We start from the raw sequence: 24,518 nt of genomic DNA on the forward strand, positions 1-24,518 counted from the left end.
ACTGAACGTCAGGGTTTCAAATTCGCGAGCGGGTCGTAAGGTTTGGCGGGAGCCTTGCCCGCCTCGCCCGGTTTAACGTCCCTGGGCGCCCTGGCAGGTCCGATGGGGTCGACCTGAGGGTCGGCAAGGTCCGGTGAATCCGGATCGAAACCCAACTCATTGCCTGAAGAATGCTCGGACGAGTGCGGGCCGGAGGGTGAAGTGGGATGTGTCATGGGCGCCTCCTTGGAACGGACCCGGAAACAACCGGGCCCTTATCCTTTAGAGGCCAATCGCAAGTGGCAGTGCCGGGCAGATGACGAACGGGAAGCTTACTGCGAAGTCAGCGCCTTCTTCGCACGGGCAGCGGCCTGCTCCTGGCCGGCCTGCGCCAGATCGTTCGCCGCTTTCAACCAACGCGACTGATCAACGTTGGCCGGAATCTGCTCCGGTTTCTGGATCAGCACCGCCCAACCACCCGCATCCTTGAACGACGACTCAAACGAGCTGAAGCTCATCAACTCCCGACGATTCATTCCCGAGCGCAGCAGCACAGTCCGCTTCTGACGGTTGTACCCGGCGAGAATGGCGTAACGCGGTTCAGCCCAGAACGCCGAGCCTTCAGTGAAGCGCACCATCACCGGGTAACCCGCCGCAACCTGGGTCAGCAGCGCAGGCAAATGGCTGTCGAGTGGGTAAACGACCATCCCGTACTCGCGGGCGAGGTTCTGCATGTTCTGCTGCAATTGCGCTTCGGCGCCCGGCAGGTGCAAAGGTTTTTCGAGCAACCCCGGGGTAATCACGATGCCCTGCTGGGCCAACAGACTGGCCAGCACCTGGGGCCCGCTTTGAAAGCTTTGCCCACGGTAGAACGTCCCGCTGAGTTCCACGCGTTCCGGCAGACGCTTGACCTCCGGCGCCACACTGCCCGCGCAGCCAGCCAGACCTGCAACACAGCCAACAATCAGGGCTGCCGTTCGAATTCGCGAAAATACCCGCACCATCATCACTCTCTTGTTCAGACGCCAGGTGTCCGTGCTCCCGGCTTGGCCGTTGATCATAGGACGCCGCGCGACAGCGGTATAGCCTTAACCGGCAGTTGATTGCGTTCGATAGAGCGAACTGATTGGTCGGCACCGACCTTTGGTCAATAGCCTGCAACATGGCAGCGACTAGACTGTCACTTGCAAAGCGTGTGTGCCCGAAGCAGGGCGAAGAGGAGGCACTGATGAGCCTGACAATGACCATTGTGATGTTGATTTTCAGTTGGCTGGCTGTTGCCGCCGCCATGTTGTGGGGAGTCCTGCGAATTGCCCGCAGGCACCATCACCACCCCGCCCAGCCGGCTCGGGTGACGAAAACCGACAAACCGGTTGCACGTCACGCCACTGCGCACTGACGGGCACTTTTTACTACCCTCGAATACAAACGGCCGCCTGGACTCTTGCGAGTGCAGGCGGCCGTTTTCGTTTCAGCCCAGGTTACGCTTCAGCGGCAATGCGCTTCTGCTTGGCCCGTCGCGACATCATGTTCAAGCCTTCAATCGTTGCCGAGAACGCCATGGCTGCGTAGACGTAGCCTTTCGGTACGTGGGCACCGAAGCCTTCGGCGATCAGCGTCATGCCGATCATGATCAGGAAGCCCAGCGCCAGCATCACCACCGTCGGGTTGTCGTTGATGAACTTGGCCAATGGGTCAGCCGCCAACAACATCACCAGCACCGACACCACCACCGCGATGATCATGATCGGCAAATGCTCGGTCATGCCGACAGCGGTAATGATGCTGTCGATGGAGAACACCATGTCCAGCATCAGGATCTGACCGATCGCGGCGGCAAAGCCCAGGGTCACGGTCGAGGTCGCCGACTTCGGATCTTCCGGCGCCGGGTCCATGCTGTGATGGATCTCGGTGGTCGCCTTCCACAACAGGAACAGGCCGCCGGCGATCAGGATCATGTCCTTCCAGGAGAACGCGTGGCCGAGGATCTCGATCACCGGCTCAGTCAACTGGACGATGAACGCGATGGTGCTCAGCAGCGCCAGTCGCAGGATCAGCGCCATGCCGATACCGATGCGCCGCGCCTTCTGCCGATGCTGCTCCGGCAGTTTGTTGGTCAGGATCGAGATGAAGATCAGGTTATCGATGCCAAGCACGATTTCCATCACCACCAGCGTGGCCAGGGCGACCCAGGCGGTGGGGCTTGCAGCAAGTTCTAAAAGGTATTCCATGGGTCAGTCCTGACTCGTTTTAAGACGGTTTAGATTTCCTGGGACGACGATTCGGTTTTCTCTTTGTCGTCGCCCGATGATTCTTTCTTGCTGATCAACCCGCTGGTGGCATCGCTGAGCGCTTGCTCGGCGGCTTTGTGGGTGTCGTCAATCGCTTGCTTGGCGGATTCGGCAGCCTTGCCCATCAGTTGCTGAGCGCTTTTTTCGGCCTGGTCACAACCGGCCAGCACCAGTAAAGACGCAATCAACAGTGCCGTGGTTTTAAGCTTCATGATGCTTTCCTCGATAGAACAAAACGGGCCGAAACGATGGCCCGTTGATAGCGAGGCATTCTAGGGAGGCAAACACTTCAGGAAAATTCGTATTTTTAGCGGTTATACTTCGGTTTTCACGAACTGTAGGTCGCCATGCTCAACTATCGACAACTGCATTACTTCTGGGTCGTGGCCAAGACCGGCAGCATCGTGCGCGCCTGCGAACAGCTGAACCTGACGCCGCAGACCATCAGCGGGCAGATTTCCCTGCTCGAACAAACCTACGGTATCGAGTTGTTTCGTCGGGTCGGCCGACAGCTGGAACTCACCGAAGCCGGACGCCAGACCCTGCCCTACGCCGAGCAGATGTTTCAGCTCGGCGGTGAATTGGAGCTGATGCTGCGGGCGCAACCCAATGAGCAACAGATTCTGTTTCGGGTTGGCGTGGCTGACGTGGTGCCCAAATCCATCGTCTACCGCCTGATCGCGCCGACCATGGAGCTGAGCGAACCGCTGCGCATTACCTGCCGCGAAGACAAACTTGAACGCCTGCTCGCCGACCTGGCGATTCAACGCCTGGACCTGGTGATTTCCGACAGCCCGATGCCATCGCACCTGGACATCAAGGGCTACAGCCAGAAACTCGGGGAATGCGGGATCAGCTTCTTCGCCACCGCCGAACTGGCGGCGCAGTACGGCCAGGATTTCCCGCGCAGCCTGCACGGCGCACCGCTGCTGATTCCGGGGCCGGAAACCGTGGTGCGCAGTCGTTTGCAACGCTGGTTTGCCGAGCAGCAGATTCAGCCGCGCATCGTCGGTGAGTTCGACGACAGCGCGTTGATGCAGGCCTTCGGCCAATCCGGCAGCGGAATTTTCATCGGCCCGAGCGTGATTGCCGATGAAGTGAAGCGTCAGTGCGGCGTGGAATTGATTGGCCAGACCGACGCCGTGACCGAGTCGTTCTACGCCATTTCGGTGGAGCGCAAGGTCAAGCACCCCGGCATCGTTGCGATTACCGAAGGTGCCCGACGCGAGTTGTTCACCGCGATGTGACGGTCAGGCGCAGACTTCGCGGGGCTTGAAGGTCATCAGCGCCATGGCCAACAGGATCGAGATCAGAATAAAACCGGCCGCCGCAAAGCCCAGCCCACCCAGGCCAACGCTGTCGATCACCCGGCCACCGACCATCGCGCCCAGACCGATACCGAGGTTGGCGCCGGCAATGTTCAGCGACGCGGCAAACGCCGGTGCTTCAGGCGCGGCTTTCATCAAACGCACATGGCTGACCAGGAACAACGCCGCTTGTGTCACGCCCCAAATGCCCATTGCCGCCGCCAGACCCAGCGGCGAATGGATGTTCGGCACCAGCGTCACCATGCCGGCGATCATGAACGCGCAGAACGTCACGGAAGCGATCAGCGGATGACGATCCACCGCGCGACCGCCCAGCGAGTTGCCGATCAGGCCCACCGCGCCGAAGCCCATCAGGCACCAACCCACCACGGTGCCGTTGAAACCGGCCAACCGCTCAAGAATGTCCGCCAGATAGGTGTAAGCGGTGAACATGCCGCTGAACACCAGGATCGACAGCAACACGTGCCCGATCATCAACGGGCTGCGCAGGATCTTGAACTGCGAACGGAAGCTCACCTGATGCTGGTGCAGACTGGTTTTCGGCAGGTAGATAAACAGCAGCAACGCCTTGGCAAACGCGATCACCGCCAGAATGCCGAAGGCGCTGCGCCAGCCGAACGCATCGGAAATCAACGTACCCACCGGAATACCGAACACCGTTGCGCAAACGATGCCGAAACCGATCTTGGCAATGGCGCGTCCGGCGTAATCCGGCCCGACGATGTCCACCGCCGTCTCACTGGCCAGGGCCCAGAACACCGGCAGCCCGAGCGCGGGGATCAACCGCGCAACGGCCATTACCCAGATGTTCGGCGCAAACGCCGCGAGGGTGTTGGCCAGACCGAACATGATCAACACCGAGATGAACAGCTTGCGCCGTTCGAACCGGGCGAAGTACGCGGTCAGGAACGGCCCGAACGCGGCGACAGTGAAGGCGAACAACGTCACCAGCAAACCGGCCTGGGGGATGGTCACTTCAAGATCCCGGGCGATTGCCGGCAACAGGCCGACGATGATGAATTCCGTGGTCAGCACCGTGAAACCGGCGGCGGACAACAGAAGGATGGGCAACAGCATGCAGAACTCCAGAAAACGACAACACCAGCGATAGCCCGAAGGCTCACTGGCAGACATGAAAATGAGGATGCGCAATCTTAACAGAGTGTTTCCAAAGGCGGTTGCACGAACCTGCACATCGCGTTTAGCAGGCGGGTGGCAGATCGTCACAGGTCTGAGGGATGCGGACGACGCTGTGATAAAGTCCGCGCCCTGCGATTCGTACACCCTGTTCATCCGCCCTTTAATGGCCGCGATGTCGCGACACCCCGCACCTAATAAAATCAGAGATGCCGTTTTATGACTGCTTCATCCCCTTCGCTATTGCAACGCTTGAAACGCTTGAGCCTGGTTACGCAAATCATCATCGGCCTGCTCGCCGGGATTGCCCTGGCGCTGGTTGCGCCGGACGTGGCGAAGTCCACCGCGTTCATTGGCAAAGTGTTCGTCTCGGCGCTGAAAGCCGTCGCGCCGATTCTGGTGTTCGTGCTGGTCATGGCGTCGATCGCCAACCACAAGCACGGCCAGGAAACCCACATTCGCCCAATTCTGTTTCTGTACTTGCTGGGCACGTTTGCGGCGGCCGTGGTCGCGGTCGTGGCCAGCATGATGTTCCCGTCGAGCCTGGTGCTGTCCACCCACGACGTCGCGGTGACGGCGCCGGGCGGTATCGGCGAAGTGCTACAAAGTCTGCTGCTGAGCGTGGTGGATAACCCGGTCAGCGCGCTGATGAATGCCAATTTCATCGGCATTCTGGCGTGGGCCATCGGCATGGGCGTCGCCATTCGCCATGCCGGTGACACCACGCGTGAAGTGCTCGGCGACTTGTCCAACGGCGTGACCCTGATCGTGCGCCTGGTGATCCGTTTTGCGCCGCTGGGGATTTTCGGCCTGGTGGCGTCGACCCTCGCCACTTCCGGTTTCGGTGCCTTGATCGGCTACGCGCATCTGCTGGCGGTGTTGCTGGGTTGCATGCTGTTTGTGGCGCTGGTGATGAACCCGGTGATCGTGTTCTGGAAGCTGCGTCGCAACCCGTATCCGCTGGTGATCATGTGCTTGCGTGAAAGTGGCATCACGGCGTTTTTCACCCGCAGTTCGGCGGCGAATATTCCGGTCAATCTGGAGTTGAGCAAGCGCCTGGGTCTGCATGAGGACACTTATTCGGTTTCGATTCCGCTGGGTGCGACGATCAACATGGCGGGGGCTGCGATCACCATTACCGTGCTGACTCTGGCGGCTGTGCATACGCTGGGTATTGCCGTGGACATTCCGACGGCCATCTTGCTGAGTGTCGTCGCGGCGATTTGTGCCTGTGGCGCTTCGGGTGTGGCGGGCGGTTCGTTGTTGTTGATTCCACTGGCGTGCAGTCTGTTCGGCATTCCGAGCGAGATCGCGATGCAGGTGGTGGCGGTTGGTTTCATTATTGGTGTGTTGCAGGATTCGGCGGAGACTGCGCTGAATTCTTCGACTGATGTGTTGTTTACGGCGGCGGCTTGTTTGGGTGAGGACGAGAAGGCTCAGCGTTTGGCGTGACGCGTGGTTTGGTGGTTTGGTGGTTTGGTTTGGGGCATATCCGTTTCTTCGGTAACGGCCTCTATTGGTTTCGCCCTTACGGCGAGTCACTTGGAAAAGCCCCAAGTAACCAAGGGCTCTTGCCCCTTTCGTTCGGTGCCTCGCCTAGGCTCGGCATGCCCTCGCTCCGGTCCTGCTCCGTGGGCCCGCCGCCATCGGCCATCCATGGCCGGGGGCGGCTAACCCGGCATCCATGCCGGGTTGCCCACTACGCAGAACCTCCACTCGGCCTCTCGAGGGGGCGCTCAGATCAAAAGCGGAAGGCGAGCTAACGCTCGGCCTGATGAGTGGTGGAAATCAAAAGCAAACGCGATTCCCTGTAGGAGCGAGGCTTGCCCGCGAAAAACGACCGGACAACGCGTTCATTCAGACAGCCCGCGTTATCGTTGACGTCCATCGCCAGCAAGCTGGCTCCTACAATTTTGAATCGTGTGAACCCAATCCCGTGTAGGAGCCGGCTTGCTGGCGATAGCGGTGGGTCAGTCAACGCATTTATTGAATGAACGGACGCCATCGCCAGCAAGCCGGCTCCTAAAGGGGATCGGTGTACATATCCGGAATGAGGGAACACGCGCACCAAAGAGCCAGGTCGGCTTTCAGGCCGCCTCGGCGGCTGTGGCGGTAGTCGCCCCCTCGAGAGGCCGAGCGCAGGTTCTGCGCAGTGGGCAACCCGGCATGGATGCCGGGTTAGCCGCCCCCGGCCATGGATGGCCGATGGCGGCGGGCCCACGGAGCAGGACCGGAGCGAGGGCATGCCGAGCTTTAGCGAGGCACCGAACGAAAGGGGCAAGAGCCCTTGGTTACTTGGGGCTTTTCCAAGTGACTCGCCGTAAGGGCGAAACCAATAGCCGCCGCAACCGAAAAAACGGATATACACCCGGTCAACAAACCGAGCAGACCCACTCCCACAAGAACAACAAAAAAGCCCGCCAAGGCGCAAACCTTGGCGGGCTTTTTTGTACCCGGGCGGTTTAGAACGCGCCCATGTAATCGCGCTTGCCCACTTCCACACCGTTATGACGCAGCAACGCGTAAGCGGTAGTGACGTGGAAGAAGAACTGCGGCAGACCGTAGCTCAGCAAGTAAGCCTGGCCGCTGAAGCGCTTCTCTTTCGGCGTGCCCTGACGGGTGATGATCTCGATGCCTTCCTTGCCATTGATCTGCTCAGGCTTGATCTCGCCAATGTAAGCCAGAACCTTGGTCAGCAATGCTTGCAGCTCGGCGAAGGTGGTTTCAGTGTCGTCGTACTTCGGCACTTCGATCTCGGCCAGACGCGAAGAAACACCCTTGGCGAAATCCACGGCGATCTGCACCTGACGCACCAGCGGGAACATGTCCGGGTACAGACGGGCTTGCAGGAAAGCGTTCGGATCAATGTTCTTGGCGGTGGCGTGGGCTTCGGCCTTGTTCAGAACGTCGCTCAGGGCGTTGAGCATTTGTTTGAAAACCGGAACGGAAGCGTCATACAGGGAAATGGTCATGGCAGTCTCGTGTGGTGACAGGAGTAAAACGTGGGGTCGATTATAGCGATGCACGGTCCCAGGTGAAGCGATAGATATGGGCCGGCGGACCAGGATGGCAATTGCCGTTGTCGGCGTCGGCACCGACGATCGACCATTGCGCCCGGGAGGTCTCGCCCAACTCGCGGGCAGCCTGAGGATTGAAGCACTGACCGAGCTGTTCATCCGGCACCAACGCGTACGCCTGAGGATGTTCACGCAACCACTGCGCCGCCTGCTCGACCGTTGAACCGATCATGCCGAAATGCACGATCGGCTGCCTTGCGAACAACCAATGGCCCTCGCGCCAGTGGACCAACACCAGGTCTGCGCCCCGAGTCATGGTCGCCGCCTGCGCCATCAACGCCTCGTGGGGATTGGCGCCGTCCTTGACCGGCTCGATGAACCCTCGGGCGAACCACAGCGTGAACCAGACCACCGCCACCCCCTGAAAAATCCGCCACCCCAGTTGGCGTTGACGGAACCAGCGCCTGAACAACCACGGCATCAGCGGCGCGGCAACCAACACCAATCCCGGCAGCGCCGGATAAATGTACAACTTGCGCTTGCCGCTGCTCAGGCAGAAAAACAGCACCACCAGCACCACCCACCCCAGCAGCACCAACACGCGACCATCATGCTTGCGTAATTGCCGGCGCCAGGCGGGGATCAGCCACGGCAGCGCGAGCACCAGCGGCAACCAATATTGCGGAATGACGCTGACGAAGAAGTACCAGAACGGCTCCCGGTGATCCCAGGCGGCCGCATAACGCCCCGCCGTCTGGCGCAGCAGGATTTCCCGCACGTAGGCAATTTCCTCAGCACCGCCATTGAGCACGATCGACAGCGCCAAGGGCAGCAGCCAGATGCCCACGGCACCGAGCAGCACCACAACACCCAGGCCCCATTTGCGCGCTTCGCCCGGCATCGCCACCACGCCGGACCAACCTTTGCGCACCGCGTAGGCATACGGGATCAGCATCAACGCCGGCACAAAGCCGACCCCTTTGGTGATCACGCCGATCCCCATCGCCGCGCAGCCCACGTAAAACCAGCGCCAGGCCGGCCCCAGCAGCAGGTGTCGGGCCAGACCGTACAGGCCCAGCGAGGTGAACAAAATCAGAAAACTGTCGATCTGGCCGGTGCGCAAAATGCTGTAGGTCTGATAGGTCGCCAGGTACAGCAGCGCGGCTGTCCGACCGGCTCGCTGGTTCCAAAGCCTGCGACCCAAGTCGTAGAGCATCGCCGTGACCGAGGTGGCAGACAGCAGCCCCGGAAGGTAAAGGGCAATGGCGGGCATCCCGGTGATCCAGGTGAAAAACGCCACGGTCCACATGAATATCGGTGGTTTATCGCCGTAAATCTCGGCAGCGCGATGGGGAATCAACCACGACCCGTTATGCAGCATCTCCAGCGCCACGCCGAGGAAGCGCTCCTCGTCCACATTCTGCGGCTGGCGCAACCCGAGCCCTGCGCCGACCAGCAACAGAGCAAGCAGCATCAGCCCCAGGCATTCGACGCCGGGTGAAAGGGTTCGGCGCATGGGTCAGTCCTTCAAGGTTTTGCTGCGGGCAATCAATTGCAGGTTGCGCAAATAGACGATGGAACCGAACGCCTGGCCGATGATGAACACCGGGTCCTGTCGATAGATGGCATACGCGAACAACAGCGCGCTGCCGATGATGCTCAGGTACCAGAAGCTCACCGGTATCACGCTGCGTTTTTTGTATTCGCTGTACAGCCACTGCAGGACAAAGCGCCCGGTGAAGGCGATCTGGCCGCTGAAACCGACCACCAGCCACAGGGTTTCGCGGGACAGATTCATCCTTCGATCTCCTGCGGCCGGGTGTTCAGACGTGTACGCCGGATCAGCCACCAGACGCCGATCAGGTCGAGAACCCCCACCAGCGCGCGGTCGATATTGCCGTATTTGGAGACACCGGCCGTGCGCGGTCGATGGTTGACCGGGTGGGTGAGCATGCGGCCGTTGTGGCGCTGGATCAGCGCGGGGATGAAGCGGTGCATGTGGTCGAAGTACGGCAAACGCAGGAACGCCGCGCGCTGGATCAGTTTCAACCCGCAGCCGGTGTCCGGCGTCTGATCCTTGAGCATGCGTCGGCGCAACCCGTTGGCAAACCGCGAAGCCCAGCGCTTGCTGGCGGTGTCGCGGCGGTTGACCCGGTGCCCGGCGACCAATTGCAGGTCGGCGGCTGCCGGCTCACGGCGCACCAGCGCCAGCATGCCGGGGATGTCCGCAGGGTCGTTTTGCCCGTCACCATCGAGGGTTGCCAGCCATTGGCCACGGGCGGCGAGCGCGGCGTGATAGAGCGACGTGCTCTGCCCCAGCGAGCGTTCATGTTGCAGGATGCGCAGCGTGTTCAGCCCGTTATGCCGGGTCTGCCGCAACGCCTGCAACGTGGTGTCAGTGCTGCCATCGTCGACGACGATGACTTCATACGCTTCATCCGCCAGCGCGACGCGGATTTCTTCCAGCAGCGCGGTGAGATTGCTCGCTTCGTTCTTTGCCGGAATCAGCACGGATACAAATAAGTCCTGGCTCATGGAGGCCCCTGTTTTCCTGAATTTTTTATGTTCGAAGATCAACGCTTCAGCGCTGATAAAAGTGGCGATACCACTTCACGAATTGCCCGACGCCGGCCTCGACCGTCACGTGCGGACGAAAATCGACCCACTGCGCCAATGCCGACACATCCGCCCAGGTCCTGTGCACATCGCCCGCCTGCATCGGCATCAAGTTGCGCCGGGCAGGCCGGCCCAGCGCCGCCTCCAGGCATTCGACGAAATCCAGCAGCGCCACCGGCGTGCCGCGCCCGATGTTGAAAATCCGGTTGACGCCCTCCCCGGCGTTCTCCGGCAACGGCGGGCGTGGACGCAGGCGGACGATGCTTTCGACGATGTCGTCGATGTAGGTAAAATCCCGCGACATCAAGCCCTCGTTGTAGAGGTCGATGGGGCGATCGTTGAGGATCGCGTCGGTGAACTTGAACAACGCCATGTCGGGGCGGCCCCAAGGTCCGTACACGGTAAAAAACCGCAGGCCGCTGGCCTGGAGCCCGTAGAGATGGCAGTAGCTGTGGGCCATCAGCTCATTGGCGCGCTTGCTCGCCGCGTACAGCGAAACCGGGTGATCGACGGCGTCTTCGACGCTGAATGGCAACTTGCTGTTGGTGCCGTACACCGAACTGCTCGAGGCATAAATCAGATGGTCCGGGCGATGGTGCCGGCAGGCCTCCAGCACATTCAAAAAACCTGTCAGGTTCGATTGCGCGTACACGTCCGGGTTGTCCAGCGAGTAGCGAACACCCGCCTGGGCCGCCAGATGGATGACATCTGTGAAGCGGTGATCCTTGAACAACGCCATCAAGGCAGGTTTGTCGACGATATCCAGCGTCTGGAAACGAAAGCCCGACAAGGCTCGCAGTTCCTTGAGCCGAGCGTGTTTGAGCGCCACGCTGTAGTAGTCGTTGAGGTTATCAATGCCGACCACTTCAAGGCCTTGCTCACACAGGCGCTTGACCGTGTGAAAACCGATGAAACCCGCGGCGCCGGTGACCAGTACGGTCATGTCAGGTGCGCGCCAATCAGCGCATTATTGCCAGTCGATTCCAACGTCAGCGTCATGCCTTGCTCCCGGTTGCAGTCAGTAAGGCCAGTGACGTCGTCGATACGCTCTGACGCCGCGCCCCTCAGGCGCGACCGTCATCGCGCGGCCATGCATACGGTGCCCGTCGAATTGTAAAAATCGCGTTATGGATTGATGTAGCTTTTATGACCATTGCCGGGGGAGGCGACGAATTCAGTTGCCATTGGCGCCCGCCCATCTAAAGTGCATGCCAGCTGAAGAAGAATATGAACCGGGTAAGGACGCAGCATCATGAGCATTGAGCAAGAAACAACCTTCGACGAGCCACGGCTCAACAGCACGGAAATCCGCATTCTGGGTTCGCTGATCGAGAAACAGGCCACCAGCCCGGAAACCTATCCGCTGACCCTCAATGCCCTGGTGATTGCCTGCAACCAGAAAACCAGCCGTGAACCGGTGATGAACCTCACCCAGGGCCAGGTCGGCCAGAGCCTGCGCGCCCTCGAAGGTCGCGGTTTTGCCAAACTGGTGATGGGCAGTCGTGCCGACCGCTGGGAGCACAAGGTCGACAAGGCACTGGAACTGGTGCCGGCGCAGGTGATTCTGACGGGACTGCTGTTTCTGCGTGGTCCGCAGACGGTCAACGAACTGCTGACCCGCAGCGGCCGCATGCATGAGTTCGAAGATGCCGAGCAGGTTGTGCATCAGCTTGAACGGTTGATTGCGCGCGGTCTGGCGCTGCTGATTCCGCGCCAGGCGGGGCAGCGTGAAGACCGCTACATGCATGCGCTGGGTGATCCGGCGGACATCGAAGCGATCCTCGCGGCGCGACACAATCCGGTGGAGCGTGGTGGCGGCAGCGGCGTGTCGGTAGAACGCATCGAAGAGCTCGAAGCGCGGATTGCAGCGCTGGAAGAGCGCCTGGCACGACTCGAGTAACCGCCACGATCTCCTGTAGGAGCGAGGCTTGCCCGCGAAGGCGATTTCCAATTCGACACAATGTTGGACGTTGAATTGCTTTCGCGGGCAAGTCGGATCGCCGCATCGCTCGCTCCCACAAAGGAAGTGCTACTCGCCGTCCCAGTAATCCACGCCGTCGGCCTGTCTGGCGATGGCAACGAAGCCCGAGGCATTGCCTTCGGCATCGACCTTGAAGTCGTCCATCACCGCGTACTTGCCGGAGTCCGGGTATTCGCAGATTTCCGGCGATTGCTGGGTGCTGACCGCCAAATAGCGCAGTTCAGCCTTGCTGGTGTTGATGATCTGGTGCGCCGCTTCCGGACCGCCCGGCGGGCAGGCGATCACGTCACCGGCGCGGATCGGAAAACGCTCGGTGCCAAGACGAATCTCCCCTTCCCCCGCGACGACGTAGAACATCTCCTCGTTGACCCGATGACTGTGAAACGGGCTGCCGCGCATGCCCGGTTCCAGCACGTACAAGCGATAACCGAGCTTTTGCGCACCCAGTTGCTGACCGACGCGAGCCATCCTCTGTTGATAACGGCCGGCGGTTTCACCGGTGGGCGCGAGGGCTTCGGGCAGCGGTTCGAGTTCGACCTGATGCAGGTTGAGGATGGGGGGATGCATGGGAAACCTCGGGCACGGTTTGATGGGGTGGCAAGTCTTGTTTTGCTGGGGAGCAGTATAGGAAATTTGCTGCGACTGACTGGATACCGAGTCGCAGCCATCGCGAGCGGGCTCGCTCCCACATTTGATCGCATTTCTACTGGAAGCACTCGGCCGAATGTGGGAGCGAGCCCGCTCGCGATGAGGCCAGTACTGCCAACAAATAGCGGAAGGCCTCAACTGCGGGCGAATTCCACCGCCTTCTGAAACTGCTCCTGCGTCGGACGCACGCCGGTGTACAACACGAACTGCTCCAGCGCCTGGATCGCGATCACTTCCAGTCCGGTGATCACACGCTTGCCTTCGGCACGTCCCTGCACGATCAGCGGTGTTTCCGAGGGGATCGCCACCACATCGAAGATAGTCTGCGCTGCTGCGATCGTTTGCGCATCGAACGCCAGGTGATCGGCCTCAGGCCCGCCGGTCATGCCGATCGGTGTCACGTTGATCAACATTTGCGGGCGCTGGCTGCCCAGTTCGGCTTGCCATTCATAGCCCAGCGATTCAGCCAGGGCACGTCCGGCGTGCTCGTTGCGCGCCACAATCAGGCCGTTCTGGTAGCCACCATCGCGCAATGCACTGGCCACAGCCTTGGCCATGCCGCCGCTGCCGCGCAGGGCAAAAGTCGACGCCTTGGGCACCTGGTGGGTTTCCAGCAACTGAGCGATGGCGATGTAATCGGTGTTGTAAGCCTTGAGGTGGCCGTCCGTATTGACGATGGTGTTGATCGATTGAATCACGGCAGCCGATGCGTCCAGTTCATCGACCAGCGCAATGCAGGCTTCCTTGAATGGCATCGACACGCCGCAGCCGCGAATCCCCAGGGCGCGGATGCCTGCGACGGCACCGGTCAGGTCCTGGCTGCGGAACGCCTTGTAGTAGAAATTCAGGCCAAGTTGTTCGTACAGATGATTGTGAAATCGCAGGCCAAAGTTCCCGGGGCGGCCCGACAGGGACATGCACAACTGGGTGTCTTTGTTGGGGTTCATCTGCATGAAAAATCTCCTTCAATTGCACTTTCAGATGGACGGGATTAGCCATGCCATCGCGTTCTGATCGATCATATCCGCGTACCTGCTCGTGGCAGCGAAGTTGGTAAGGAAGCCGGTACAGACCTTACACAAAATTTACCCAACGGCTGTGCTGATTTTCAGAAATACGCTGTCTTAGAAGTATCCCCGCGACAATCCTTGGGTCTATTGCAGACGCATGCGCCGGGTCGATGAACCGAGGAACTATCATGATCCGTAAAATCCCCACAGTTGCCTTGCTGATCGGTGCTCTTGCTATCGCAGGGCAGGCAGAAGCGCATGGCGGTGGCGGGTGGCAAGGTCCAGCGGTATTTGGTGCGATCGTTGGCTCGGCCATCGTCGGTTCGGCCATCATCAATAGCGGCCGGCCGGTTTACGTACAGCAACCGGTTTACGTGCAGCCACAGCCGGTTTACGTACAGCAGCCGCCACCGGTTTATTACCAGCCGGCACCGGTTTATGTGCAACAACCGGGTTATTACGGCCCGCCGCCGGTCTACTACGGTCCTCCCCGTGGTTATTACGGCCCGCCACGCGGGTATTACGGGCCTCCCCATGGTTATGGCCGCTGGTAACAGGCTCGGGCGCTAACCGCGGGTTTTGACTGCGTTTATATCCATTATTTGGTGATGGCGGCTGGCGGTTTCGCCCTTACGGCGAGTCACTTGGAGAAGCGCCAAGTAACCAAGCGCTCTTGCCCCTTTCGTTCGGTGCCTCGCCTAGGCTCGGCATGCCCTCGCTCCGGTCCTGCTCCGTGGGCCCGCCGCCATCGGCCATCCATGGCCGGGGGCGGCTAACCCGGCATCCTTGCCGGGTTGCCCACTGCGCAGAACCTCCACTCGGCCTCTCGAGGGGGCGTGTACCTCAAGATCAAAAGCGGAAGGCGAGATAACGCTCGGCCTGATGAGTGGTGAAAATCAAAAGCGTACGCCGATCCCTGTAGGAGCCGGCTTGCCGGCGAAAAACGCCCGGACACCGCGTTCATTCAGACAGCCCGCGTTATCGTTGACGTCCATCGCCAGCAAGCTGGCTCCTACAATTTTGAATCGTGTGAACCCAATCCCTTGTAGGAGCCGGCTTGCTGCGGGCGGCGTTCCGACGATAGCGGTGGGTCAGTCAACGTATGTATTGGCTGGAGGGACGCCATCGCCAGCAAGCCGGCTCCTACAGGGGATAGGTGTACATCTCCGGAATGAGGGAACGCGCGCACCAAAGAGCCAGGTCGGCTTTCAGGCCGCCTCGGCGGCTGTGGCGGTAGTCGCCCCCTCGAGAGGCCGAGTGGAGGTTCTGCGCAGTGGGCAACCCGGCATGGATGCCGGGTTAGCCGCCCCCGGCCATGGATGGCCGATGGCGGCGGCCCACGGAGCAGGACCGGAGCGAGGGCATGCCGAGCCTTAGCGAGGCACCGAACGAAAGGGGCAAAAGCCCTTTGGTTACTTTGGGGCTTTTTGTACGGACCGGACACATGGTTGACGGGTGTGCGGGGACATGGTGGACACTTTTCGGCGAGCCAACTTCGCCGGGAATCCATCATGCCCTGGGACACGAGAGATACCATGAGCCTGAAAGAAGAGTTTGTTGCCTTAGCACGGCAACCCGGCAGCAATAAACGAGAACTGTGTCGACGGTTCGGCATCAGTCCGCAAACGGCCTACAAGTGGCTCAACCGCTACGAGACACACGGTCAGTCGGGACTGCAAGAGAAGTCCCGCAGACCTGCAACCAGCCCCAAGCTGACCCCTGCTGCTTTGGAGGCCGAAGTCTTAGCCCTCAGGCAAGAACATCCCGCATGGGGCGGACGCACAATCAGCATCATCTTGAAAAAGCAGATCGCTCCCAGCACCGTCACCAATGTCCTGCGCAGGCACGGGCTGATTCAGCCTGCTCAGAATGAGCAAGAGGCCAAGCTGAGATTTGAACACGATGCGCCTAACGATCTGTGGCAGATGGATTTCAAGGGGCACTTCTCAACGCAAGAAGGCCGATGCCACCCCCTGACTTTGTTGGACGACCACTCACGATTCAATTTGGCTATTCAGGCCTGCGATAACGAGCGCGGAGCCACGGTGAAGGAAAAGATGATTGAGGTATTCCAGCGCTTCGGATTACCAGCACGCATCAATGTTGATAACGGCCCGCCATGGGGCTCACCGCGCAACCCAGGTGAAATCACAGAGCTGAGTATCTGGCTGATTCGTTTAGGAATCCGGATCAGCTTCAGCCGCCCTTACCATCCCCAAACCAATGGGAAGATCGAGCGCTTCCACCGTTCACTCAAAGCCGAAGTGCTTGAGGGGCGTCAATTTTCCACGGTCAAGGAGGCTCAATCCGCGTTTGATCGATGGCGGGAGGTTTATAACCTGCAACGGCCTCATCAAGCGTTGAACTATCAAGTGCCGATGGACCGGTATCGCTCTAGCCCCTGGGCTTATCCGCAGCAACTATCGGAGTTTGAATACGGGCCGGACGATGTGTTGGCCAAGGTTTATCACAGCCGATTTCGCTTTCAGAAACGCTATTTCAGCATCGCCAAGGGCTTGGTTGGGCAGCACATCGCAATACGGCCCAACCCTGAAAGAAATGGACTCTTTGACGTCTACTTCTGCCATCACTTCCTAAGAACGTTCGACGTGAGCAAACCTGACTATGGGTCATAATGTGTCAACCATGTCCCCGCACATGTGTCCACCATGTGTCCGGTCCGTACAGGCTTTTCCAAAGTGACTCGCCGTAAGGGCGAAACCAATAGCCGCCGTTACCGCAGAAACGGATATACCCCCACCCAACCCCAAAAACCCCCTCAACATCACACTCGAACAGCAGTTTTAAGGCCCCACCCGTCGGCAAAAGTCTGGATAAATCGCATCAAGGTCGCTATCGGGACAGTGCTGACCGTTTAAGTTGGCAAGATTGACTCACCCACCCTCACCCCCACCTTGGGGGAACACGGTCATATTTATGTCATGTCAGGTCCGCAAGCTCGGACCTGTCCGCCAACAACAGGTTGATAACAACAAGGACGACCACATGCCCACACAACACCCGCACCGCAACCTCGGTTTGTGCACCTCCAGCAAGGTCTACAACGCCCTGACCGAACTCAAGCACCTGGAAGGTCATCGCAGCGCCAAGTTTCTTTCGCTGCTGGCCGAAAACCTTGTGCGAAAAGGCCTGCTCAACGAACAGGAAGTGGTCCATATGCTGGACCTGGTGGTCGACTGACCGACAGACGGTCGTTTGCACCCGCTGCCGTCAATGTCGACTATCGAAAGCGATGATTGTTCGTTCGCGCAGCAGACCCGTAAGGTAGCTCCATAGATTGATGGAGGTACTTATGTCCCAGGTTCAAATCATGTCCGTTATTGGCAGCGCCGTTCCCGCCTCGCTTAGAGAGCTAGGATTGCTCGCCTGTTGGTATCTGGTCCAGGACGGTGAACAGATCAGCGGTCCGCTCCCATCGCTGACCGCCGCCAAGGCGCTGTCGCAGAGCTTCGACGCCGGCCGACTCAACGCTTAAGGCAACTGCACCCGCGGTTTGGTTTCCATGAAAATCGCCCAGCTCGACATAAACAGCGCGGCGATCAACGGTCCGATGACAAAGCCATTGAGCCCGAAAATCGCCAGGCCGCCGAGGGTCGAGATGAGGATCAGATAGTCCGGCATCTTCGTGTCCTTGCCCACCAGGATCGGGCGCAGCACGTTGTCCACCAGGCCAATCACGAACACCCCGAACAACCCCAGCACCACGCCCTGCCAGATCGCCCCGCTGAACAGGAAAAACGCGGCCACCGGCGCCCAGACAATTCCTGCGCCGACCGCTGGCAACAGCGACAGAAACGCCATCAACACCGCCCAGAGCAACGAGCTCGGGATGTCCAGAAACCAGAAAATAAAACCGCCCAATGCGCCTTGAGTGACCGCCACAAAAAGGTTGCCCTTCACCGTGGCGCGCACCACGCGGTTGAACTTGAGCTGCAAACGGCGTTTCTGGTGTTCTTCCAGCGGCACGGCGGCGCGCACTTTGCGCGCCAGTTCTGCACCGTCGCGCAAAAAGAAGAACAACAGGTACAGCATGATGAAAAAACCCACCACGAAATCAAACGTACCCTGACCGAAACTGAAGGCTTTGTTGGCGATGAACTCATTGCCCGTCACCGCACTCTTGATGATTTTCTCCCGCAGCCCCTCCAGCTCGCCGATCCCGGCGCGATCGAGCAAGTGCTGGAAGTACGGAGGCAGGCTGTGTTTGAAATGCGTGATGTACCCCGCGATGTCCAGCTCGCCGCTTTCGATGCTCTTGTAAAGCGCCGCCCCCTCCTGGACCAGCAGAATACTGAGGATGATCACCGGCAGGATCGCAATGACCATGCAAATGCTCAACGTCAGCATTGACGTCAGGTTGCGCTCCCAGCCGAACTTCAGTTGCAGTCGCCGCTGCAGCGGCGCGAAGAGAATGCCGAGGATCACCGCCCAGAACACCGCGCCGTAGAACGGCAGCAAAATCCAGATAAACGCGGCGGTCACCAACCCCAGCAAAATCACCAGTGATTTGTCTTGTACCTTCTCTTCGTTCATGTCCGATCCATGTCAGTCCGCAGGGCACAGGCCCTTGTACCAAGAGCCGTCCTGATGCTTAGTCCGCCACGGTTCGCGCGAGTGCCATCCGTTTGTTCATCAAGCATAGATCCAGATCAATGAATGCCACGGGCATGCCGATTATCCTCGCCGGCTTTTGCGATCGACCCGCCCATGACCCTTTTCACACCTGAGCTGCTCGCCCCCGCCGGCACCCTGAAAAACATGCGTTATGCCTTCGCCTATGGCGCCGACGCGGTGTACGCCGGTCAGCCTCGCTACAGCCTGCGGGTGCGCAACAACGAATTCGATCACGCCAACCTCGCGCTCGGCATTCGCGAGGCCCAGGCACAGGGCAAGCGCTTTTACGTGGTGGTGAACATCGCCCCGCACAACGCCAAACTCAAAACCTTCCTCAAGGACCTGGAGCCGGTGATTGCCATGGCACCGGACGCGCTGATCATGTCCGACCCGGGCCTGATCATGCTGGTGCGTCGGCACTTCCCGCAGATGCCGATCCACCTGTCGGTGCAAGCCAACACGGTCAACTGGGCGAGTGTCGAGTTCTGGCAGCAACAAGGCTTGAGCCGGATCATCCTGTCGCGGGAACTGTCCCTGGAAGAAATCGCCGAAATCCGCCAGCAAGTGCCCGCCATGGAGCTGGAAGTATTCGTCCACGGCGCGTTGTGCATGGCCTATTCCGGTCGCTGCCTGCTGTCGGGCTACATGAACAAACGCGATGCCAATCAGGGCAGTTGCACCAATGCCTGTCGCTGGAAGTACTCGGCGCAAGAAGCCACGGAAAATCTGCTCGGCGACATCGTGCAGACCTTCCAGCCCGAACCGACGCTGGGGATCGGCGCGCCCACCGATCAGGTATTCCTGTTGCAGGAAGCCAACCGCCCCGACGAACTGATGCCGGCCTTCGAAGACGAACACGGCACCTACATCATGAACGCCAAGGACCTGCGCGCCGTGCAGCACGTCGAGCGCCTGACGCAGATGGGGGTGCATTCGCTGAAAATCGAAGGGCGGACCAAATCTCACTTTTACTGCGCGCGCACCACTCAGGTTTACCGTCGGGCGATCGACGATGCGGTGGCCGGTCGCGACTTCGACCGGGGCCTGATGACCGATCTGGAATCCCTCGCCCAGCGCGGTTACACCGAAGGTTTTCTGCGTCGTCACGTGCATGACGAATACCAGAATTATCAGAACGGCAGCTCAGTGTCGGAGCGACAGCAATTTGTCGGCGAATTGACCGGCGAGCGGCGTGACCGGCTGGCGGAAGTCAAAGTGAAGAACCGCTTTGGCCTGGGCGATCACATGGAACTGATGACGCCCAAGGGAAACTTCCACTTCGATTTGCATCAGTTGCAGAACATCAAAGGCCAGCCCATCGATGTGGCGCCGGGGGATGGGCACACCGTGTACCTGCCGATACCGGATGCGGTGGATTTGCGCTTCGGGTTGTTGATGCGGGATGTGCGCGAGATGTGATCTTCGATCAACACCGCTATCCCCAAAACACCGCAACCTCTGTAGGAGCCGGCTTGCTGGCGATCCATGCGACGCGGTCTGTCAAATGAACCGCGTCGCCTGGATCGCCAGCAAGCCGGCTCCTACAGGGGGCGCGGTGTTCTTACGTGAACTCCTCGCGCAACATCGCCACAAACGCTTCTCGCGCCGGGTGAACCCCGGCGTTTTCATGCCAGTAAAACAGGTTGTCGATGGCGGTCAGTTCAGGGAACTCATAACCCGCACAACCAGCGCCCTTGGCGTACTGATCGAACACCCCTTTAGGCACCAGAGCGACCCCCGCCCCCGCGCTGACGCACCCGACAATCGCGCCGTAACTCGCCAGGCTGACAATCGGCAGCGCCTGCCCCTGGCGCAACAACCAATGTTCCAGCGCCGCACGGTAAGGACACCCCTGAGGCCACATGAACACGGTCTTGTCCTGCAAATCGGCGATCTCGCGCACCGGCCCCAACGACGTCGAGGCAATCAGCAGCAGCTCCTCGCGGTACATCGGCGTGCGCTTGAGTTGTGAGCGCTCGACATCCACCGCGACGATTGCGCCGTCGAGCCGGTGGTTGGCGGTGTCATCGAGCAATTGGCCCCAGGTGCCGGTGGTCAGCTCCAGCGCCACCGCCGGATAACGCTTGTGGAACTTGGCGAGCAAACGCGGCAAGCGACCGGTGGCCGACGATTCGATGGCGCCGATGCGCAACGGGCCGGACGGCTCGGCGGCGGGGTCGACCGCCCGTTTGGCCTCAGCCGTCATGGCGAGAATCTTCGAGGCGTAGGCCAGAAAGGTCTGCCCCGACGGACTGATGCGCAACCCTCTGCCTTCGCGGATAAATAACGCGACGCCCAACTCCGCTTCCAGCGACTTGATCCGTGCCGTGATGTTCGACGGCACGCAATGCAACAGCTCGGCCGCCCGGGCGATGCTGCCGACGTCGGCCACGGTCTTGAACATGCGAATCTGTGCCAGCTCCATACATCACCCAAAGTGAACGGTTAGCGCAGTATAAGTCAGTTGTGGCGAACGGTCCGCATTCTGATACTCGAAGCATCTGCCCACAGGTGCCCGACCATGAAAGCGCTCTCAACCGCCACCCCCCCCTCAAAATCATCCTGGCCATGGCCTTCGTCGTCGCGTGCTGGGGCTATTCCCCGACCGGTATTCACATCGGCTTGCAAGCCTATGATCCCGGGCATCTGGCATTGCTGCGGTTTCTGCTGGCGTCGGTGTTCATGGCGCTGGTTGCGGTGTTCAAAGGCATCAGCCTGCCGACCCTTCGCGATCTGCCGCTGCTGTTCGGCCTCGGCTTTTTTGCGGTGAGCCTGCACCACGTGGCGATCAATTTTGGTCAGCAAGGGGTCAGCGCCGGTGCGTCCAGCGTGCTCGCGCAATCGACGCCCTTGTTCAGCACGCTGCTGGCGCGCTTCGTGTTCAAAGACCAGGTGAGCGCGTGGCGCTGGGGCTGTGTTTTTCTGGGATTGATCGGCGTGGTGATTGTGGTGGCGGGCGATCGCGGACTGGGCAGCATCGACGCCCATGGCCTGTTGATTCTGCTGGCGGCGGTGTCCTGGAGTTTCTACTTCGCGTTGCAGAAACATCACTCCGGGCGTTACGACGGGCTGACACTGGTCTGCTACACGGTGTGGTCGGGGACCGCGTTGTTACTGGTTTATCTGCCGGGGTTGGCGGCACAAGCGGTCAACGCGCCGATGCAGGTGCAACTGGCAGTGCTGGCGCTGGGCATTTTTCCGAGCGCGCTCGCCTACCTGGCCTGGGCATTTGTGTTGACTCACGTTGATTTGAGCCGGGCGACGATGACGCTGTATCTGGTGCCGCCGACGGCCATGGCGATTGCCTCGTTTGGCTTGGGGGAACGGCCGACGGTGATGATCGTTGTCGGGGGGACGGTGGTGTTGGTCAGTGTGTTGGCGTTGAATCTGGAGCGGCGGTTTGTGGCGATTCGGGTGGCGGGCGTTTGATGGGTGTTTTGTGGTGATGGGGCTGGCGCCTTCGCCGGCAAGCCGGCTCCTACAGGGGATCGCGGTTCGGCTCTGCGCCAGCCGGATCCCGCGAAGGCGGTTAATCGCGATCCGCCAGAAACCGGTCCCGGCTGTTGGTCAGGTGCAGCCACATTGCCGCCCGCGCCGCGTCCGCGTCCTGACGCTTGATCGCGTTGAGAATCGCCTCGTGTTCCAGATTGGCCAACTGCCCCAGCTTGCTCAAATCCGCCGCGCCACGTTCAGCCGCGTTGACGCGGGTGCGGGGGATCATCGCGCTGCCCAGGTGCTGCATGATTTCCGTGAAGCAGACATTGCCGGTGGCCTCGGCGATCAGCAGATGGAAACGCCTGTCGGCTTCGACGCAGCTGTCGTTGTTGGCGAGCAGGCTTTGATAATCGTCCAGCGCTTCGCGCATTTGTGCCAATTGCGGGTCCGTGCGCCGAATCGCCGCCAACGCAGCGGCCTGGGTTTCGAGGCCCAGGCGCAACTCCAGGATGCTGCGCACGCCCAGCGCGGTATCGACATTCAGTCGTAGCCCCTGCTCCGGTGCGCGCTCGATAACGAACGTGCCGATGCCGTGCCGGGTTTCCACCAGCCCCGACGCCTGCAACTTCGAGATCGCCTCGCGCACCACAGTGCGACTGACCCCGTGCTCCTGAACGATGCTGTTCTCCGACGGCAACTTGTCCCCCGGCAGCATCTGGCCGAGCAGGATGCTCTGGGTCAGTTTCGCGACCAGGTCATGGGCCAGGTTGTGAGTGCGCTTGCGGGCAGGCGCGTCGAGGTCATCTTGCATGGCAATCATCCGAAAGCAGGGCTAAGCGGATCGTAGCACTGCGGTCGAACGGTTTCTCAAGAAAACCGCCTCCAACTTGTATGACAACACTCAACAAAACAGACATCCAAGACAAAAACAAAGCATACAAACACCCCTAAACTGAATAAAAAATGACCTTAACCATACTATTTTGTTGAGCATTACCTCTTGCAGGATAAAAAAATGTAGTTGTATGATGTCTAGCAACAACGCCACACCTGCAACACCCCGCATAAAAATAATCAGTGGGAGAAAACCAAGTGAATACATCCGTATCCGGGATGCACGACGGTGCCGATTCGGTCCTGAAGTCCGCCATCTCGAAAGTGAAACGCCACGTTCTGCCGCTGTTCGTCATCATGTTCATCGTCAACTACATCGACCGCGTGAACATCGGCTTCGTCCGCGCCCACATGGAACATGACCTGGGCATTGGTGCTGCCGCCTACGGCCTCGGTGCCGGCCTGTTCTTCATCGGCTACGCGCTGTTCGAAGTCCCCTCCAACATCCTTCTGCAAAAAGTCGGCGCACGAATCTGGCTGACCCGCATCATGCTGACCTGGGGTCTGGTGGCCGCCTGCATGGCGTTCATCCAGAACGAAACCCACTTCTACATCCTGCGATTCCTGTTGGGCGTGGCTGAAGCCGGCTTCTTCCCCGGGGTGATTTATTACTTCACGCGCTGGTTGCCCGGGGTAGAACGCGGCAAGGCCATCGCGATCTTCCTCAGCGGCTCGGCCATTGCCTCTCTGATCTCCGGCCCGTTGTCCGGGTTGCTCCTGCAAATCAGCGGGTTCGGCATGCACGGCTGGCAATGGATGTATTTCATTGAAGGCATGTTCTCGGTCGGGCTGTGCGTATTCGTCTGGTTCTGGCTCGACTCCAAACCCCACGACGCCAAATGGCTGAGCCGCGATGAGCAAGACGCGCTGGTCAAAGCCATCGATGACGAGCAACTGGCCCGCGAAGCCGCGACGCCGATCAAACCGTCGCTGGGCACGCTGCTCAAGGATCGCCAGATCATCCTGTTCTGCCTGATCTACTTCTTCATCCAGCTGACCATTTACGCCGCGACCTTCTGGCTGCCGAGCATCATCAAGAAGATGGGCGACCTCAGCGACGTTCAGGTCGGGCTGTTCAACTCGATCCCGTGGTTGCTGTCGATTGTCGGCATGTACGCCTTCGCATCGCTCTCGACGAAATGGAAACACCAGCAAGCCTGGGTGGCCGCTGCCCTGCTGATCGCTGCGGCGGGGATGTTCATGTCCACCACCGGCGGGCCGGTCTTCGCTTTCGTGGCGATCTGCTTCGCAGCACTGGGTTTCAAATCGGCTTCTTCGCTGTTCTGGCCAATCCCTCAGGCGTACCTGGATGCACGGATCGCCGCTGGCGTGATCGCGCTGATCAACTCCGTGGGCAACCTCGGCGGCTTCGTCGCGCCGACCACTTTCGGCCTGCTGGAACAACACACCGGCTCGATTCAAGGCGGGCTGTACGGCCTCGCCGCGACCTCGATCATCGCCGCGATCATCGTCTTCGCTGCACGCAACACACCGAAAACCGCACCGGCCGTTGCGCTGGGCAAACCAACGCCCAACCACGCCTGATC

26 protein-coding genes are annotated in these 24,518 nt (G+C 60.1%); 11 read left to right on the forward strand and 15 right to left on the reverse strand.

Annotated features, from left to right (window positions below; all coding sequences use genetic code 11):
* Positions 1-8: 8 nt before the first annotated feature.
* Positions 9-215, reverse strand: coding sequence for a DUF6021 family protein (locus K5R88_RS11390; RefSeq protein ID WP_008033692.1), 207 nt, complete (start codon positions 213-215; stop codon positions 9-11).
* A gap of 96 nt (positions 216-311) precedes the next feature.
* Positions 312-1,040: a peptidase C39 family protein gene (locus K5R88_RS11395; protein ID WP_226299969.1), complete on the reverse strand. Its 729-nt coding sequence runs from the start codon at positions 1,038-1,040 to the stop codon at positions 312-314.
* 167 nt (positions 1,041-1,207) lie between these two features.
* On the opposite strand from K5R88_RS11395, the gene K5R88_RS11400 reads away from it, so the two are divergent.
* Positions 1,208-1,378: a hypothetical protein gene (locus K5R88_RS11400; protein WP_177318192.1), complete on the forward strand. Its 171-nt coding sequence runs from the start codon at positions 1,208-1,210 to the stop codon at positions 1,376-1,378.
* A gap of 82 nt (positions 1,379-1,460) precedes the next feature.
* Here the strand turns inward: K5R88_RS11400 and K5R88_RS11405 are convergent, their stop codons facing one another.
* Together K5R88_RS11405 and K5R88_RS11410 are read right to left on the reverse strand one after the other, a co-directional pair.
* Positions 1,461-2,210 (reverse strand): TerC family protein, encoded by a 750-nt coding sequence (locus tag K5R88_RS11405; protein ID WP_008044163.1) that lies wholly within the window; start codon positions 2,208-2,210, stop codon positions 1,461-1,463.
* A 29-nt stretch (positions 2,211-2,239) separates the two neighbouring features.
* Complete coding sequence (locus K5R88_RS11410) at positions 2,240-2,482, reverse strand: hypothetical protein (protein WP_008044162.1); 243 nt, start codon at positions 2,480-2,482, stop codon at positions 2,240-2,242.
* Positions 2,483-2,617: 135 nt separating this feature from the next.
* Between K5R88_RS11410 and nhaR the strand changes: the two genes are divergently transcribed.
* Positions 2,618-3,517 carry a transcriptional activator NhaR gene (gene nhaR / locus K5R88_RS11415; RefSeq protein WP_192229174.1) on the forward strand — a complete coding sequence of 300 codons (900 nt, stop codon included), beginning with the start codon at positions 2,618-2,620 and terminating at the stop codon, positions 3,515-3,517.
* A gap of 3 nt (positions 3,518-3,520) precedes the next feature.
* On the opposite strand, the gene K5R88_RS11420 is transcribed toward nhaR, so the two are convergent.
* Entirely contained in the window at positions 3,521-4,675 is a 1,155-nt protein-coding gene (locus K5R88_RS11420; protein ID WP_008033699.1) for an MFS transporter, read from the reverse strand.
* A 279-nt stretch (positions 4,676-4,954) separates the two neighbouring features.
* Between K5R88_RS11420 and sstT the strand changes: the two genes are divergently transcribed.
* Positions 4,955-6,187, forward strand: coding sequence for a serine/threonine transporter SstT (gene sstT / locus K5R88_RS11425; protein ID WP_008033700.1), 1,233 nt, complete (start codon positions 4,955-4,957; stop codon positions 6,185-6,187).
* A gap of 1,010 nt (positions 6,188-7,197) precedes the next feature.
* Here sstT and K5R88_RS11430 read toward each other — a convergent pair.
* The 5 genes from K5R88_RS11430 to K5R88_RS11450 are packed head-to-tail and all read right to left on the reverse strand — an operon-like array spanning position 7,198 to position 11,311.
* A complete protein-coding gene (locus K5R88_RS11430; RefSeq protein ID WP_008030762.1) occupies positions 7,198-7,707 on the reverse strand; it encodes a DUF1993 domain-containing protein in 510 nt (169 codons plus the stop codon).
* Between the two features lie 40 nt (positions 7,708-7,747).
* Positions 7,748-9,268, reverse strand: a complete 1,521-nt coding sequence (locus K5R88_RS11435; RefSeq protein ID WP_226299970.1) for an ArnT family glycosyltransferase — start codon at positions 9,266-9,268, stop codon at positions 7,748-7,750.
* 3 nt (positions 9,269-9,271) lie between these two features.
* Positions 9,272-9,550, reverse strand: a complete 279-nt coding sequence (locus K5R88_RS11440) for a lipid-A-disaccharide synthase N-terminal domain-containing protein (protein WP_008030764.1) — start codon at positions 9,548-9,550, stop codon at positions 9,272-9,274.
* Positions 9,547-10,287: a glycosyltransferase family 2 protein gene (locus K5R88_RS11445; RefSeq protein WP_226299971.1), complete on the reverse strand. Its 741-nt coding sequence runs from the start codon at positions 10,285-10,287 to the stop codon at positions 9,547-9,549. Before K5R88_RS11445 ends, K5R88_RS11440 begins: the two co-directional genes overlap by 4 nt.
* A 46-nt stretch (positions 10,288-10,333) precedes the next feature.
* Entirely contained in the window at positions 10,334-11,311 is a 978-nt protein-coding gene (locus K5R88_RS11450) for an NAD-dependent epimerase (protein ID WP_008042810.1), read from the reverse strand.
* A gap of 309 nt (positions 11,312-11,620) precedes the next feature.
* Here K5R88_RS11450 and K5R88_RS11455 point away from each other — a divergent pair, with 309 nt between their 5' ends.
* Positions 11,621-12,268 (forward strand): YceH family protein, encoded by a 648-nt coding sequence (locus tag K5R88_RS11455; protein ID WP_226299972.1) that lies wholly within the window; start codon positions 11,621-11,623, stop codon positions 12,266-12,268.
* A 129-nt stretch (positions 12,269-12,397) separates the two neighbouring features.
* Here K5R88_RS11455 and K5R88_RS11460 read toward each other — a convergent pair whose 3' ends face one another.
* Together K5R88_RS11460 and K5R88_RS11465 are read right to left on the reverse strand one after the other, a co-directional pair.
* Positions 12,398-12,916 (reverse strand): cupin domain-containing protein, encoded by a 519-nt coding sequence (locus tag K5R88_RS11460; RefSeq protein ID WP_226299973.1) that lies wholly within the window; start codon positions 12,914-12,916, stop codon positions 12,398-12,400.
* Between the two features lie 215 nt (positions 12,917-13,131).
* On the reverse strand, positions 13,132-13,950 hold the full coding sequence (locus K5R88_RS11465) for a shikimate 5-dehydrogenase (RefSeq protein ID WP_226299974.1): 819 nt from the start codon (positions 13,948-13,950) through the stop codon (positions 13,132-13,134).
* 245 nt (positions 13,951-14,195) lie between these two features.
* On the opposite strand from K5R88_RS11465, the gene K5R88_RS11470 reads away from it, so the two are divergent.
* From K5R88_RS11470 to K5R88_RS11485, 4 genes are all read left to right on the forward strand, one after another.
* Positions 14,196-14,561: a hypothetical protein gene (locus tag K5R88_RS11470; RefSeq protein ID WP_008030776.1), complete on the forward strand. Its 366-nt coding sequence runs from the start codon at positions 14,196-14,198 to the stop codon at positions 14,559-14,561.
* Between the two features lie 957 nt (positions 14,562-15,518).
* The gene (locus tag K5R88_RS11475; RefSeq protein WP_226299186.1) at positions 15,519-16,643 is read left to right on the forward strand and encodes an IS481 family transposase; all 1,125 of its coding nucleotides are present in this window, start codon (positions 15,519-15,521) and stop codon (positions 16,641-16,643) included.
* Positions 16,644-17,013: 370 nt separating this feature from the next.
* The gene (locus K5R88_RS11480) at positions 17,014-17,208 is read left to right on the forward strand and encodes a hypothetical protein (RefSeq protein ID WP_226299975.1); all 195 of its coding nucleotides are present in this window, start codon (positions 17,014-17,016) and stop codon (positions 17,206-17,208) included.
* Positions 17,209-17,320: 112 nt separating this feature from the next.
* Positions 17,321-17,503: a hypothetical protein gene (locus K5R88_RS11485; protein WP_223452410.1), complete on the forward strand. Its 183-nt coding sequence runs from the start codon at positions 17,321-17,323 to the stop codon at positions 17,501-17,503.
* Here the strand turns inward: K5R88_RS11485 and K5R88_RS11490 are convergent.
* Complete coding sequence (locus K5R88_RS11490) at positions 17,500-18,561, reverse strand: AI-2E family transporter (RefSeq protein WP_223452414.1); 1,062 nt, start codon at positions 18,559-18,561, stop codon at positions 17,500-17,502. The genes K5R88_RS11485 and K5R88_RS11490 overlap by 4 nt on opposite strands.
* A gap of 174 nt (positions 18,562-18,735) precedes the next feature.
* Between K5R88_RS11490 and trhP the strand changes: the two genes are divergently transcribed.
* Entirely contained in the window at positions 18,736-20,061 is a 1,326-nt protein-coding gene (trhP, locus tag K5R88_RS11495; RefSeq protein ID WP_226299976.1) for a prephenate-dependent tRNA uridine(34) hydroxylase TrhP, read from the forward strand.
* Positions 20,062-20,203: 142 nt separating this feature from the next.
* Here the strand turns inward: trhP and K5R88_RS11500 are convergent, their stop codons facing one another.
* On the reverse strand, positions 20,204-21,067 hold the full coding sequence (locus K5R88_RS11500; protein WP_008033671.1) for a LysR substrate-binding domain-containing protein: 864 nt from the start codon (positions 21,065-21,067) through the stop codon (positions 20,204-20,206).
* A 143-nt stretch (positions 21,068-21,210) separates the two neighbouring features.
* Between K5R88_RS11500 and K5R88_RS11505 the strand changes: the two genes are divergently transcribed.
* The gene (locus K5R88_RS11505) at positions 21,211-22,071 is read left to right on the forward strand and encodes a DMT family transporter (RefSeq protein ID WP_226299977.1); all 861 of its coding nucleotides are present in this window, start codon (positions 21,211-21,213) and stop codon (positions 22,069-22,071) included.
* A 100-nt stretch (positions 22,072-22,171) separates the two neighbouring features.
* On the opposite strand, the gene K5R88_RS11510 is transcribed toward K5R88_RS11505, so the two are convergent.
* Positions 22,172-22,888 carry a FadR/GntR family transcriptional regulator gene (locus K5R88_RS11510; protein WP_008033665.1) on the reverse strand — a complete coding sequence of 239 codons (717 nt, stop codon included), beginning with the start codon at positions 22,886-22,888 and terminating at the stop codon, positions 22,172-22,174.
* Positions 22,889-23,169: 281 nt separating this feature from the next.
* Here K5R88_RS11510 and K5R88_RS11515 point away from each other — a divergent pair, with 281 nt between their 5' ends.
* On the forward strand, positions 23,170-24,516 hold the full coding sequence (locus K5R88_RS11515; RefSeq protein ID WP_192229167.1) for an MFS transporter: 1,347 nt from the start codon (positions 23,170-23,172) through the stop codon (positions 24,514-24,516).
* Positions 24,517-24,518: the final 2 nt, after the last annotated feature.

The organism is Pseudomonas sp. MM213 (assembly GCF_020423045.1).
Classification (GTDB): Bacteria; Pseudomonadota; Gammaproteobacteria; order Pseudomonadales; family Pseudomonadaceae; genus Aquipseudomonas; species Aquipseudomonas migulae.